This is a genomic window from Clostridium brassicae (assembly GCF_026738875.1).
GTDB lineage: Bacteria > Bacillota > Clostridia > Clostridiales > Clostridiaceae > Clostridium_H > Clostridium_H brassicae.
Map to the genome: position 1 here is coordinate 79671 of NZ_JAPQFJ010000017.1, position 14560 is coordinate 94230.

At 28.4% G+C, this 14560-nt stretch carries 13 protein-coding genes; 11 read left to right on the forward strand and 2 right to left on the reverse strand.

Annotated elements, in window-relative coordinates; all coding sequences use genetic code 11:
* Positions 1–16: 16 nt before the first annotated feature.
* The 11 genes from OW729_RS14990 (at position 17) to OW729_RS15040 (ending at position 12624) form a co-directional block, all read left to right on the forward strand.
* A complete protein-coding gene (locus tag OW729_RS14990) occupies positions 17–322 on the forward strand; it encodes a PTS sugar transporter subunit IIB (RefSeq protein WP_268062363.1) in 306 nt (101 codons plus the stop codon).
* Positions 323–335: 13 nt separating this feature from the next.
* On the forward strand, positions 336–674 hold the full coding sequence (locus OW729_RS14995; RefSeq protein ID WP_268062375.1) for a PTS lactose/cellobiose transporter subunit IIA: 339 nt from the start codon (positions 336–338) through the stop codon (positions 672–674).
* Entirely contained in the window at positions 667–1977 is a 1311-nt protein-coding gene (locus tag OW729_RS15000) for a 6-phospho-beta-glucosidase (RefSeq protein WP_268062364.1), read from the forward strand. Before OW729_RS14995 ends, OW729_RS15000 begins: the two co-directional genes overlap by 8 nt.
* 409 nt (positions 1978–2386) lie before the next feature.
* Complete coding sequence (locus tag OW729_RS15005; RefSeq protein WP_268062365.1) at positions 2387–5095, forward strand: sigma 54-interacting transcriptional regulator; 2709 nt, start codon at positions 2387–2389, stop codon at positions 5093–5095.
* 152 nt (positions 5096–5247) lie between these two features.
* Complete coding sequence (locus tag OW729_RS15010; protein ID WP_268062366.1) at positions 5248–5559, forward strand: PTS sugar transporter subunit IIB; 312 nt, start codon at positions 5248–5250, stop codon at positions 5557–5559.
* 44 nt (positions 5560–5603) lie between these two features.
* Positions 5604–6923, forward strand: coding sequence for a PTS sugar transporter subunit IIC (locus OW729_RS15015; RefSeq protein WP_268062367.1), 1320 nt, complete (start codon positions 5604–5606; stop codon positions 6921–6923).
* Positions 6924–6944: 21 nt separating this feature from the next.
* On the forward strand, positions 6945–7241 hold the full coding sequence (locus tag OW729_RS15020) for a PTS lactose/cellobiose transporter subunit IIA (RefSeq protein ID WP_268062368.1): 297 nt from the start codon (positions 6945–6947) through the stop codon (positions 7239–7241).
* A gap of 169 nt (positions 7242–7410) precedes the next feature.
* Entirely contained in the window at positions 7411–8298 is an 888-nt protein-coding gene (locus tag OW729_RS15025; RefSeq protein ID WP_268062369.1) for a BadF/BadG/BcrA/BcrD ATPase family protein, read from the forward strand.
* Positions 8299–8321: 23 nt separating this feature from the next.
* Positions 8322–9407, forward strand: a complete 1086-nt coding sequence (locus OW729_RS15030; RefSeq protein WP_268062370.1) for a DUF871 domain-containing protein — start codon at positions 8322–8324, stop codon at positions 9405–9407.
* Positions 9408–9703: 296 nt separating this feature from the next.
* Positions 9704–11914 carry a HelD family protein gene (locus tag OW729_RS15035; protein WP_268062371.1) on the forward strand — a complete coding sequence of 737 codons (2211 nt, stop codon included), beginning with the start codon at positions 9704–9706 and terminating at the stop codon, positions 11912–11914.
* A gap of 311 nt (positions 11915–12225) precedes the next feature.
* Entirely contained in the window at positions 12226–12624 is a 399-nt protein-coding gene (locus OW729_RS15040) for a DUF6033 family protein (RefSeq protein WP_268062372.1), read from the forward strand.
* 129 nt (positions 12625–12753) lie between these two features.
* Here the strand turns inward: OW729_RS15040 and OW729_RS15045 are convergent, their stop codons facing one another.
* Together OW729_RS15045 and OW729_RS15050 are read right to left on the reverse strand one after the other, a co-directional pair.
* Positions 12754–13146: a hypothetical protein gene (locus OW729_RS15045; protein ID WP_268062373.1), complete on the reverse strand. Its 393-nt coding sequence runs from the start codon at positions 13144–13146 to the stop codon at positions 12754–12756.
* A gap of 143 nt (positions 13147–13289) precedes the next feature.
* Positions 13290–14141 (reverse strand): DegV family protein, encoded by an 852-nt coding sequence (locus OW729_RS15050; protein WP_268062374.1) that lies wholly within the window; start codon positions 14139–14141, stop codon positions 13290–13292.
* Between the last annotated feature and the right edge of the window lie 419 nt (positions 14142–14560).

Genomic DNA, 14560 nt, shown 5'->3' on the forward strand with positions numbered 1-14560 from the left:
TTTAGGGGGATTTATTATGAAAATTTTGTTATTATGTTCAGCAGGAATGTCAACAAGTTTGTTGGTAAATAAAATGCAAAAGATTGCTAAAGAAATAGGTACTGAAGATATTGAAGTATCAGCAGATACCGTGGAAAGTTTTGAAGACAAAGTGGAAGAATATGATGTGTTTTTGTTAGGACCGCAAATAAAATATAAAGAAAAATATGTTAAACAATTAGTTGAGAAAAAAGGCAAAAAATGTGAATGTATTCCACCTCAAATATATGGAAGGATGGATGCTAAGAAGGTACTAGAACTAGCTATAAATCTTATTAAATAGTTAAGGGGGACTGATAAAGGTGAGCACTGAAGAAATTGTATTCAATATAATAAGTCATGCAGGAGATGCACGTTCTATGTGTTTTGAAGGGTTGAATTTTGCTAGAAAGGGTGATTTTAAAAAGGCGGATGAACTAATTGATAAAGCTAAAAAAGAGCTCTATGAAGTTCATAATATACAAACTAGTTTGATACAAAAAGAGGCAAGTGGAGAAGGATGTGATGTATCACTACTTTTAGTACATGCTCAAGATCATCTTATGACAGCAATGCTTGCTAAGGATTTAATTATAGAACTTATGAGAATGTATAAGTTGAATTATACTAGAAAGAAAGGTGAGAGTGATGAGTAAAAATGGTATAAAAATTGCAACAATAGGAGGAGGATCAAGCTATACTCCAGAGCTTATAGAGGGATTTATAAAAAGGTATGACGAGCTTCCAGTAAAAGATATATATCTTGTGGATATTGAAGAAGGAAAAGAAAAATTGAATATAGTTGGTAACTTAGCCAAAAGAATGGTAGAAAAATCTGGATTAGATATTAACATACACCTTACTCTAGATAGGCAAGAAGCTATAAAAGATGCAGATTTTGTTACAACTCAATTTAGAGTAGGGCTTTTGGATGCTAGGATAAGTGATGAAAAAATACCATTAAAATATAATGTGATTGGGCAAGAAACTACAGGACCAGGTGGATTTGCAAAAGCTTTAAGAACTATACCTGTTATATTAGATATATGCGAGGATATAAAAAGATTAGCACCTAATGCATGGCTCATAAACTTTACGAATCCTTCAGGAATTGTGACAGAAGCAGCTTTAAAGTATACAGATGTAAAAACTATTGGACTTTGTAATGTTCCTATAGGTATGGTTAGTGGGGCAGCGGATATATTGAATGTAAGTATGGATAGAATAAAAATTGATTTTGCAGGTCTTAATCACTTAGTATGGGGAACAAAGGTTTACTTAGATGGAGATGATGTTACTGAGCAATTAATAGAAAAAATGGCTGATGGGAAATCGATGTCTATGAAGAATATCAAGGATTTTCCATGGCAAGGTGATTTTATAAAATCATTAGGTATGATGCCATGTCCATATCATAGGTACTATTATCAAAGTGATCAAATGCTTTTAGATGAAAAGAAAGATGCGGAAACTGTGGGTACAAGGGGTGAAGTAGTAAAGAATGTAGAAAAAGATTTATTTGAACTTTATAAAGATGAAAATTTAAGTGTGAAACCTCCTCAATTAGCTAAAAGAGGAGGAGCTCATTATTCAGATGCAGCATGTTCATTGATCAATGCTATATATAATGATAAAAAAGAAATTCATACAGTAAATGTTAAAAACAATGGAACTATATTAGATTTACCAGATAATGTAGTAATAGAAACGAATTGTGTTGTAGATAAAAATGGTGCTCACCCAACAAATATAGGACACGTACCTTCAAAAATAAGAGGTCTTATGCAGGTAGTTAAAGCTTATGAAGAATTAACTGTTTTATCTGCTGTCGAAGGAGATTATTTTGCAGGTCTTCAGGCGCTTACAATACATCCACTAGTGCCATCATGTGAAGTAGCTAAAAATATATTAGATGATATATTAGAAAAAAATAGAGAATATTTAACTCAATTTAAATAGAAAATCAATAAAATTTTTACATTTACTCTTAAATTTTTAAATTATTAATAAAGATAGATTACTAAAAATCTGCCATTTTTTAGCCCAATAGGGCTTATTTTTTTGCCTATAATGATGAAGTTTCTAATCAAATTGTATTAAATTGTTAATTGTTTTTGTAATTATATAAATAATATTATTATTTTACCATTTTTGTATAAAATTATTATGTTACAATATAATTAAATAAGGTTCTGTTTTAAATAAGAGTTATTTTTTACACTCTTTTAAAACTTTCTTTAGTGTTCCTAAGGCTATATTTTTAAATTGTTCAGTTCATTATAATAATAAATTATAATTGTTTTTGAAATTATACAAAATTAACAATTTATTGAAAGTCTTAAAGAAAATTGGTAAACGGGGGATATAAATGAGCAGAATTGATGAAGTGTATAAGGCTTTAATTGAACTAGAGACGGAAAATAATGAATATATTTCGGCTGCTAGATTAAGTGAATATATGAATTTAGATAGGGCAAATGTAAGCAGATATCTTAATCAGTTGTTTAAAAATAATAAAATAGAAAAAACTGATGGTAGACCTGTATTATACCATTCTTTAAAAGATAAAAAGGAAGAGGAAAAGAAAATAGATATAGGTAATAGTTTGGACAGAATGATAGGAGCGGAGGCAAGTCTAAAAATAGCGATACAGCAAGCAAAAGCTGCCATATTCTATCCGCCTAAGGGACTTCATACTCTTATATTAGGAGAAACTGGAGTAGGAAAATCTATGTTTGCAGAACTTATGTATCAATTTGCTAAAGAATCAGGAATGATTGATAAAAATGCTCCATTTATAAGATTTAATTGTGCAGATTATGCTGATAATCCTCAATTAGTAGTAGGACAAATTTTTGGAGTTAGAAAAGGTGCTTATACGGGAGCAGAACATGATAAGGAAGGGTTGTTAAAAAAGGCAGATGGAGGAATTTTGTTTTTAGACGAAATTCATAGATTATCTCCTCAAGGGCAAGAAATGCTTTTTACATATATAGATAAAGGATACTTTAGGCAATTAGGAGATACTGAAAATTTAATAAAGGTTCAAGCACAAATTATTGCAGCTACTACGGAAGACCCACAATCATACCTTTTGAAAACATTTACTAGAAGAGTGCCTATGATAGTAACTCTCCCAGCACTGAGAGATCGTACAATTAAAGAACGTTATCATTTATTACAACAATTTATAACCATGGAATCCAAAAGGTTAGAAAAAAATATTTATATAGACAAAAATGCTTTGATATCATTTTTATTATATGATTGTCCTAACAATATAGGTCAGTTAAAAAGTGATATACAGCTATCTTGCGCAAAAGCGTTTTTAGATTATAAAACAAAAAATTTAGATTATGTTTTTATTGAACAAATAGATTTACCTAAAAGTGTAAAAAAAGGATTAATGAAAATTCAACAATATAGAGAAGAGGTAAATGACTTACTTAATGAAAAGCGTGATATACTAATTTTTTATTATGATAACAATATTGAGTATAATTTCTTAGAGGAATCAGACGAATGCGATAAAGATAATTATTTTTATGATTTAATAGAAAAAAAGTTTGTAACACTAAAAGATCAAGGAATAGATGAGAAAGATATAAATGATATTTTAAATATAGATATAGAAGCTCACTTTGAAAAATATATGAGTCATTTGCCACAAAATTTTCGAAAAGAAGAGATAACAAAAGTAGTTGGTAAGGATATAATCAATGTTGTAGATAAAATCTTGAATTTAGCAAATAAAAAACTAAATAGGGAATTTGATGAAAAGATTTATTTTGGTTTATCACTTCATTTGCAAAGAAGTATTGAAAGAATTAGACAAGGAAGCAGTATATATCATCCTAAACTTAATTTTATAAGATCACAATATGCCAATGAATTTATGGTTGCAATAGAGGTGGCAAAGATAATAGATAATGAATTTAGTATTGAAACACCATTGGATGAAATAGGATATTTAACTATGTTTTTAGCATCAAATCAATACGAAAATAATATAAATAGTGAGAAGAGGGTAGGAATACTTGTAATAATGCATGGAAAATCTACAGCTAGTAGTATGGTTCAAGTATCTAATGAGTTATTAGGTGAAGATTGTGCAAAAGCTATAGACATGCCTCTAAGCATGAAAGCAGAAGAGGTGTATGAAATTGCAAAGATTAAAGCTAGAGAATTAGATGTAGATAAAGGTGTTTTATTATTGGTAGATATGGGGTCTCTTAATAATTTTGGGCCTATGATTTCAGAAGAGACTGGAGTAGAAATAAAAACTATAGATATGGCTAGTACTCCTGTAGTAATAGAAGCATGCAGAAAGTCTCTTTTAGGAAGAGATTTAGAATATATATATAATTCTTGTAAAGAACTGAGTAGGCTTGGAATTCAAGTAAAAGTTAAGGATAAAAACGTTAGAAAATTTTTAATAATAACAGCATGTTTCACTGGTGAAGGGGCTGCTGAAAGATTGAAAGATATAATATCTAATTCATTGAATATAGATTCAAAGTTAGATATAGTCCCTCTTAATATATTAGACAAAAATGATTTCTTATCTAATGTAGAGAAGCTTAGTAACAACTATAAAATTATTGCAGTAGTTGGCACTATAAATATATTTATTAAAGATGTACCATTTATATCAGCAGCAGAAATTTTAAGTGGAAATGGTATAAATTTATTAAAAGAGTTAGTCAATATAGAGGAAAATTTCTATAAAATAAGAAATTCTATTCAAAATCATATTAATTTAAAAGATTCTGATAGGTTGGTAGACCTAGTAAGAGGAACTATTGAAGTTACGGAAAAAGAATTGAATATAAATCTTCCTAATGATGTAAAAATAGGAATGATACTTCATATTAGCTTTATGATAGACAAACTTAAAGATGGTGGAGTAGAAAATAATTTTGAGAACTTAAAAGATTATATAAGCAAATATAAAAATGAATTTGAAATAATAAATAAGTGTTTTAAACAATTAGAGAAAATTTATGATGTAATTATAGGAAATAGTGAAAAAGCATATATATTAAGAATGTTTATTGAAAACAGTGTAATTGTGTAAATTGAAAACAAATTGTGTAAAAGTGTGTATGTTGAAATACACACTTTTTTCTTGTAAACGCTTAACTTTACACATATAAAAAGTGGCATGCAATTTGCTATAGAATATATGTAAACATTTACTAAAAACATTAAAAAAAGGAGGAATTGTAAATGAAAAATATTTTATTAGTATGTACCGCAGGAATGTCTACCAGTTTATTGGTAACAAAAATGAATACAGCAGCTGTAAGACTTGAAGTGGATGCTAAAATAAATGCTGTTTCAGAAGCAGACTTAAAAAACCATATTGATGGCGTAGATGTGATTTTGTTAGGACCTCAAGTAAAATTTTTATTAGGTAAGATAAGGGATCAAGCAAAATCAACTGGAGCAAAAGTGGAGGTTATAAATAGTGTAGATTATGGAACCATGAATGGCGAAAAAGTTTTAAAATATGCATTAGATTTAATTAATAATAAATAAAGGTTATATCAATTAATTATGAAAAAATATAAGGAGGTATATTTATGCAAAAGCTAATTGATTTTCTTGAAAAACATTTTGTGCCTGTAGCTGGAAAAATAGGTGCTCAGAGGCATTTGGTGGCTATAAGAGATGGTTTTGCAGTTATTATGCCATTAATTATTGCTGGATCATTAGGAGTTTTAATTAATTCTTTTCCTATTAAAAGTTATCAAAATTTTATGATAGGTATATTTGGAAAAGGTTGGACTAATTTTGGGGGGAATCTCTCAAATGGAACAATTGGACTAATGTCATTATTAATAGTTTGTACTGTAAGTTATAATTTAGCTAAATCTTACGATGCGGATGCATTATCATCGGCTATGGTATCTTTTGCAAGTTTGTTTATGTTGTATGCACCTTCTTTAAAAGATCCAGAGTCAATACCACGTGGATTTATGGGAGCTACAGGATTATTTGTTGCATTATTTGTTGCACTTATAACTACTGAAATTTTTGTAAGACTTATGAAAAATCCTAAGTTAGTAATAAAAATGCCAGATGGAGTTCCACCAGCAGTTAGTAGATCTTTTGCAGCTTTGTTCCCTGGAATAATAGTACTTGTAATATGGGCTATTTTCCAATGTATATTATCTGGCACTGGAGTTGGAAGTGCTCATCAACTTATATATGATGCAATACAAGCACCTTTAATGGGATTCGCAGATTCATTAGGATCAGCTATAGTAATATCACTTTTAGTTCATGTGTTATGGTTCTTTGGTCTTCATGGTACAAATATACTAGCACCTGTATTTAATACAGTTTATCTTACAAATGCTGAACAAAATATAAAAGCATTCCAAGCTGGAGCTGAAAAGTTACCACATATAGTTACTAGTCCGTTTTTCGATGCTTTTGTACACTTAGGTGGAGCTGGAGCAACTATAGGTTTAGTAATAGCAATATATATATCTTCAAAGAGAAAAGAAAAGAGGATGGTTGCAAATCTATCAGCAGCACCAGGTATATTCAATATAAATGAACCAATGATGTTTGGATTGCCTATTGTATTAAATGCTTGGTTAGTAATACCATTTATATTAATACCTATAATTTTAACTATAATAACTTATTTCGCAATGGCAACAGGATTAGTACCAAAAACAATAGCTTTAATGCCTTGGCAAACTCCACCTATTATTGGAGGATTTATAGTAACAGGTTCTATAAAAGGAGCTTTACTTGCAGCGTTTAATCTTTTCATATCAGTAGTAATATATATTCCATTTATATCTTTAGGAGAAAAAATGGAGGATAAAAAGAATAGAAATAAAGAAAAAACAGTAAAAGTACAGAATGGTATTTCTCAAAATAAATAAGAACAGGAGTGAATTTTCAGCATGGAAGAAATGATACTTAACATTATAACACACAGTGGAGAAGCTAGAAGTTGTGCAATGGAAGCAATACAATATGCGAAAAAAGGTGAATTTGATAAAGCTAAAAAGTCTATAGAACAGTCTAACGAAGAGTTAGGGCATGCTCACAATTACCAAACTAATTTAATTCAAGAAGAGGCTAAAGGTAATAAGGCTGAAATATCACTATTATTAATTCATGCACAAGATCACTTGATGACTACTATGACATTAAAAGATCTTGCTAATGAATTAGTTGAACTTTATATGAGGTTATAAAATTATACAATAAGGCTCTAATAAATAGATTTCTAAGGAGTTTTACTCCTAGAAATCCTTATCCAGGGTCGTACCATTTTTAACTTCCACTTTGGGGGGGATTATAAGGGTTAGAGATCTGATAAAGGATATTTGTTAGAGTCTTATTTATGCTACAGGGGGTTGAAGTATGGATTATGTAATAGGCGTAGATGCTGGTGGAACAAAGACAGAAGCAATAGCTTATGATTTAAGTGGAAAACAATTGACGATGTCAGTTACTGGATTTGGAAATTTAGTATTAAAAAAGGATGAAGCTATAAACAACATACTAGAGGCTATAGGAAATTGTATAAGTAGATTAGGCAAAGAAGGATTAAAAAAGATATATGTAGGAGCAGCAGGAATGGAGGTAGGTGATAATGCAGATATAATATATAAAAGCGTAACAGAAAAATTTGATATAGATGTAGTTGTCATAAACGATGGAGAATTAGCATTAAAGGCTGTTTTAAAGGGAGAAGATGGTATACTTACTATAGCTGGAACTGGTTCTATTTGTATAGGAATTCAAGATAATATTAAAGAGAGATGTGGTGGATGGGGACACTTATTAGGCGATGAAGGTAGTGGATATTCTATCGCTATAAAGGCATTTAAAAAGATGATTTATGAGAAAGAATGTAATTTGGAAAAAAGCAAATTACATAAAGAAATTCTTAAAGAGTTAAATATAGAAAGTGTTGATGATATTGTAGGAATTGTTTACTCTTCTACAAAAGATAAAATAGCTTCTTTAACTACTTTGATATCAAAGTTATCAGAAGAAGGAGAAGAAAATGCAATATCCATATTAAAAGAGGAGGGAAAACTACTTGCAATAACTACAGAAAGAGTCTATAACAGATTAAATTTTAATAACAAATGTATTATAGGAATAAAGGGAAGTGTTATAGAAAATTCCAAGGTTCTAAGACAAGCTTTTGATGAATATTTGTTATCTAATCTAAAAAATATAGAAATAGTTCAAGAAGATATTTCATCAACTAAGGCAGCTTATTATATGTATTTAAAATAAAGATAAAGTTTGGAGGAGATTATATGAAAAAGTTAGGAATATCTATATATCCATCAAATTCAGATAGCGAAAGAATAAAGGATTATATAGCTCTTGCAGCTAAATATGGATTTAAAAGAATTTTTACATGTTTAATATCTTCAGAAGACATGGAGATAGATGAACTAATTAAAAAATTTGAAGATATAGTTAAGTTTGCTAATAAGAATGGAATGGAAGTTGTAGCAGACGTTGAACCAAGTGTGTTTACAAGATTTAAAACCTCTTATTCAGATTTATCAATTTTTAATGAAATGGGTCTTTATGGCATAAGATTAGACCTAGGATTTAGTGGAATTGAAGAATCTATAATGTCTTTTAACAAATATGGTATAAAAGTAGAGCTAAATATGAGTAATGGTACAAAATATATAGATAGTGTTTTATCATGTAAACCTAATTTAGAAAACATATTAGGATGTCATAACTTCTATCCACATAGATATACAGGATTAAGCTACAAACATTTTATAAAGTGTAGTAAACAGTTTAAGGATTTAGGAATAAGAACAGCAGCATTTGTAAATTCAAAAAATGCAGAGTATGGACCATGGCCTGTGTCAGAAGGATTATGTACTTTAGAGATGCATAGAGAATTACCTATAGAAGTTCAAGCTAAACATTTATTTGCTACTGGACTCATAGATGACGTTATTATTGCTAACGCATTTGCTTCAGAGGAAGAACTTAAAGCTTTAAGTAAAATTAATAAAGACATGCTAGAATTTAAAGTTAATCTTGCAGAGAATATTCCAGATGTTGATAAAAAAATAGTTCTTGACGAATTTCATTTTAATAGAGGAGATGTATCTGATTACCTTGTAAGATCAACTCAAAGCAGAGTTAAATATAAAGGCCATAATTTTGAATTATTTAATGCTGTAGATATAAAAAGAGGAGATATATTAATAGAGTCCTCATTATATAAGAGATATGCAGGGGAATTACAAATTGCTCTTAAAGATATGAAGAATTCTGGGAAGACTAATGTTGTAGGTAGAATAGTAGATGAAGAAATATTTCTTCTTGATTATTTAGAGCCTTGGATGAAATTTAGTTTTACAATATGATATATTATAACTTTAATTTATTTAGAAATCCTAAGTCGGTATGTAAAAAATGTAAATTAATATATTATAAAAACTTAATTCGATGAATTGAAAAAGATATAAATAAAAGCTGAGAATCGTAGTTAAATTCTCAGCTTTTATTTATATTTAATCTTTACAAAATTATATATTAAGGATATAATTGAATTTTGTACACAATTATAACAATTTTATCACATATTATCTATTTACACAATAATTATATCATAACCAAATAATGATGTCAAGAATTTTAAAAAATATGGGAGAGTGGTTAGATGAGTAATTTTAAAGAAAATCAGAAAGAGGAATTAATGTATCTTGAAAAAACTTTATCAATTATTGAATCCGAACTTGAAAAAGAAAAAGAGGTTTTAAATAAAAGATTGAGTAAGGTTATAGCTTCAAGAAAAGAGATGTGGGAGGAAAGTGCACACTCTTCGGAAGATTTTGATGGAATACCAGAAATGAATCAATATCTAAATGAAGTCAACATGGAAACAAGAGATTATATAAGTACAGAAAAAAGAGTTCATAGATATAATAAATTGCTTAAATCCCCTTACTTTGGAAGATTTGATTTCATTGAAGATGGTTTTAATAAGACAGAGAAGATTTATGTTGGTTTATATAATTTAATGGACATAAAAACCGATGACATTTATGTTTATGACTGGCGAGCACCCATATCAAGTATATTTTACAGAAATGAGTTAGGAAAAGGATTTTATAGATCTCCATCAGGTGTGATTTATGGTGATGTTTTATTAAAAAGGCAGTATAAAATTAAAGACTCAAAGATTAAATATTTTTTTGATAGTAATATAAAAATAAATGATGAGATACTTCAGGAAGTACTGGGTAGAAACTCTTCTACTAAAATGAAAAACATAGTTGAAACTATACAAAAAGAACAGGATATCATCATAAGGGATATTGAGAATGATCTTTTAATTGTGCAAGGTGTTGCAGGAAGTGGAAAAACTTCTATTGCACTTCATAGGATAGCATTTTTACTTTATGAAGGTTTAAATTCAAAATTAGATATAAATAATATTATAATAATTTCTCCAAACTCCATATTTAGTAAGTATATTTCTAATGTACTTCCAGAACTTGGTGAAGAAAATGTAGAACAACTAATTTTTGATGATTTTGTTGAAGGTGAGAAAAGGCAAGAACAGATGGAAAGCCTTATAACTCTTCAGGGAAGTAAGCAATTTAATATAAAACTTGAAAGTATAAAATTTAAGGGATCAGATGATTTTGTAGAAATACTTGATAGACTACTTAAGTATTATGAAAGAAAATTAATTCCGTTTAAGGATGTGTACTATAATGGTGAAATAATTGAAACAAGTCAGGAGCTAAAGAGCATATTTCTTGATAATAAAATTAATATGCCTATAGTTAAAAGACTAAAAAGAATAGAAAAAATGATATTAAATAAGATTTATCCATTAAGAAAGAAAAGGCTTGAAATGATTGAGAAGGTTGTGGAGAGAACTACAGAAACTCATATGCTTGAGATAAAATCTTTCAGTAGGCTAATATCAATTAAGGAAGCTAATAAGCTTATGAAATATATTCATAGCTTCACTGAGGTAAATTATATGAATTTATACAAATTACTTTTTAGTGATAAAAATCTATTTTTTAGATTATCTAAAGGTATAAAATTACCGAAAAATATAGATGGAATTATATCTGAAACAAACAAAAAACTTAATTTAGGTTATATATCCTATGAGGATTCTGCTTCACTTTTATATATTAAGCTTAAGCTAGGTCTCAGCGAAGAATATCCTGAAATTAAGCAAGTAGTAATAGACGAAGCACAAGATTATTATCCAATACATTATCATATTTTTAAGCTTTTATTTAAAAATGCAAGATATACTATAATGGGGGATTTTAATCAGACGCTTGAAAAGCATGGAGATAAAAATTTATATGATTATGTAGAAGATATACTTTACAAAACAAAGTCCGTAAAGCTTACATTAAACAAAAGTTATAGGTCATCTTTTGAAATTAGTGCTTTTAATCAAAAATTGCTTAGCAATAAACAGGAGTTTTTATATTTTGAAAGGCATGAGGCGACTCCTAAAGTTAAATTTATGGACAATTTAAGTAAAATGAACCAATCTATTTGTGAAGATGTAATCAAGTTTTACAAAATGGGCTATAAGTCAATAGGCATAATATGTAAGAGTGAAAAAGAAGCAGAGCATATACAGGGTAAACTAAGTGATACTATTGATGTAAAAGTTTTGAACAGGGAAAGTTATGAAAATAAAAATTCGGTGCTAGTAGTACCTTCTTATTTAGCAAAAGGTTTAGAGTTTGATGTAGTGCTTGTGTATAATGTCTCAAAAGAAAATTATAAAAGTGATTTTGATAAAAGGTTGCTTTATATAGCTTGTACTAGAGCACTACATCAATTAGTTTTATATCATGTAGGTGAGAAAAGTGAGTTTATTAACTAATTTTTTAATGTAGTTTTATAGAAACATCATTGGGATGAAGATAGACAATAGAGGATTAAGAAGCATTTTATTTTAATAGGTTATTATATAATGTGTAAAGTTTACATGTGTCTATACGATAACACACTATAGTGACAATTTATATAAATAAAATAAAAATTATTAAAAATTTTAATAATTAAAAATACATTTTAATTGTTTTTTGTAACAAATAATTATAATATATAGAATATATAAGTAGAGAAGTATACGCTTATGTAAATTCAAATAAGTAATTTTTAGATTTTACTTAAAAAGGAGTGAGATTGAGTATGACACTAGAAATTAATAATAATCTTGATTCAACAGGCAAATATTTCAAGGACCTTTGCAAGAAATTCCCAAACATTAAATTTAATATGACTACAGAAAAAGTAGGATCTGGAACTCAATTAACTGTTAACCTTTCTCCAAAGTTAGTAGAGAAGATGTCAAAAAACCAAAAGTTAGCTGAAGATATTGAAAAAGCGCTTAGTACAGAACCAGCTACATTTGAGTGGCTTAAGAATATGTGTAAAACCAATGGACAAGAGTTGAGTACTCGTTATGTTGTATATGACGAAAATGGTGAATCTGTTTCTAGCAGTGAATTAAAAAATATAGATGACAATAATTCTAGTAAGATACATAAATATGATGAAAATAGGAATAGTAATATTGAAAAAAAATAAAAATGTGGAAATTTTAATAATACAAAAAATGTGCATTAATACCATAAAAGATAGGATATACATATATAATATATCCTATCTTTGCTTTTAGAATTAGAGATATAATAAATCAATATTTTTTACTAATTGTTAGTACCAATATCCGTAATATGGTCTTCTACGTCTTCTACGCCTTCTACGTCTTCTACGTCGCCCTGATAGTTCTCTAAGGAATAGTATTCTTATTAAATCATTTATATCTCCTCTTCTACCATAAGGGCGCTGTCTATTGTAATGATTATTATCATCGTCATCAAGTTCATCTAGATAATCTTTAATATTTTCATATATATCCTTACAAATATCATCCATGTCTTTTTCTGTTGGAGAATACATCCAACCATATCTTCTTTCCATTTTATCACAATGCATTTTAATCATGGGATAAATTACGTGATAAATTCTAGGATACATTTCTTCTAAATCTTCATCGTTATCATATATATTCATATATGGCATGTAGGGGTAACAACAATTATACATTAAAAACCTCCAAAGAAATTTATTCTCCTATAAATTATATGATATATGTATGTGTACTGTTACAAGATTAAGATGATGTATATTAATTTCAAAATCATAAGAAGTGATTGGTAATAGATTATACACTAGTAAAAAAGAGTCCCTTAAACAAGAGACTCTTTTTCAATAACTACGCCTAGAAGTCCAGGGCCTGTATGAACACCAGCAACTGGACTTATATCTCCAAAGCCTATATGTGTTATATTTGGGTTGTTTTTTAAATCTTCATAGAATTTTTTACCTTCTTCATAAGCCCCACCATGCATTACCCAAATTTTTGATTTAGATGTATTTAAAGTGTTTTGAATTATTTCCATAAGTTTATTTTTTGCTTGTTTTTTTCCTCTTACTTTAGCATAGGTATAATAAACACCATCGCTATTTATAGAGATTATTGGTTTAATATCTAATAATTGTCCAAACATACCAGAAACTTTTCCGATTCTTCCACCTTTTATTAAGTATTCTAAAGTATCAACTATATAGTAAACACTAATATTATCTCTAAGTAATGGGAGAGCTGAGACAATTTCCTCATAACTCTTACCATTCTTTATCATTTCACCACAATCTTTTACAAGAGCACCACATCCAAGAGTCAAAGATTTTGAGTCAAAAACTGTTATATTTAAATTAGAATGTTCACTTGCTGCTAGTCGTAATGTATTATAAGTGCCAGATAACCCAGAACCTATAGGAATTACAATAGCATGAGTATATCCTTCATCTTCAAGTTTATAAAAAAGATTATGCATATCTTCTAGAGAGGGCAAGGATGTATGAGGTACTTCTATTTTTAAGTTATCGTATACTTGTTGAGGAGTTATATCTACTCTATCAATATATTCTCTGTCTTTATAAATTATTTTTAAGTTAAGTATTTTTATATCATAGGTGTTTATAGTTTCTTTATTTAAATCACATGTACTATCTGAGATTAAAGCTATTTTTTCCAAAATAAATCCTCCTTATAAAGTAATTCGATATGCGGTTTTGAAAACTACATATAGGTATATTAATATAATATCACCTAGTAAACAACATATCAACTAAAAGTATAAAATTAGTTATGTAAGGTATTATTTGTTAGAATGCATAGCGATTTTACGTATGTACCTTTAAAAAATTTCTAATTACCTAGATTTCGTACAAATATAAAAATTATATTTTCATATAATTACCTGTTAATATTATTCAATATATTCCATAGTCGCCCAGATTTTTAGGCGGAGCCTACTGGAATAATTCCACAGAATTAAATTTGACAACACTAAAGAAAAGTAAAAGTCCATTTACTGTTTTGGATAATATTACATTAATTAATTTATTGTATTTAACTTCATATATTAAATTTTAATTGTATATATTTAGGGGT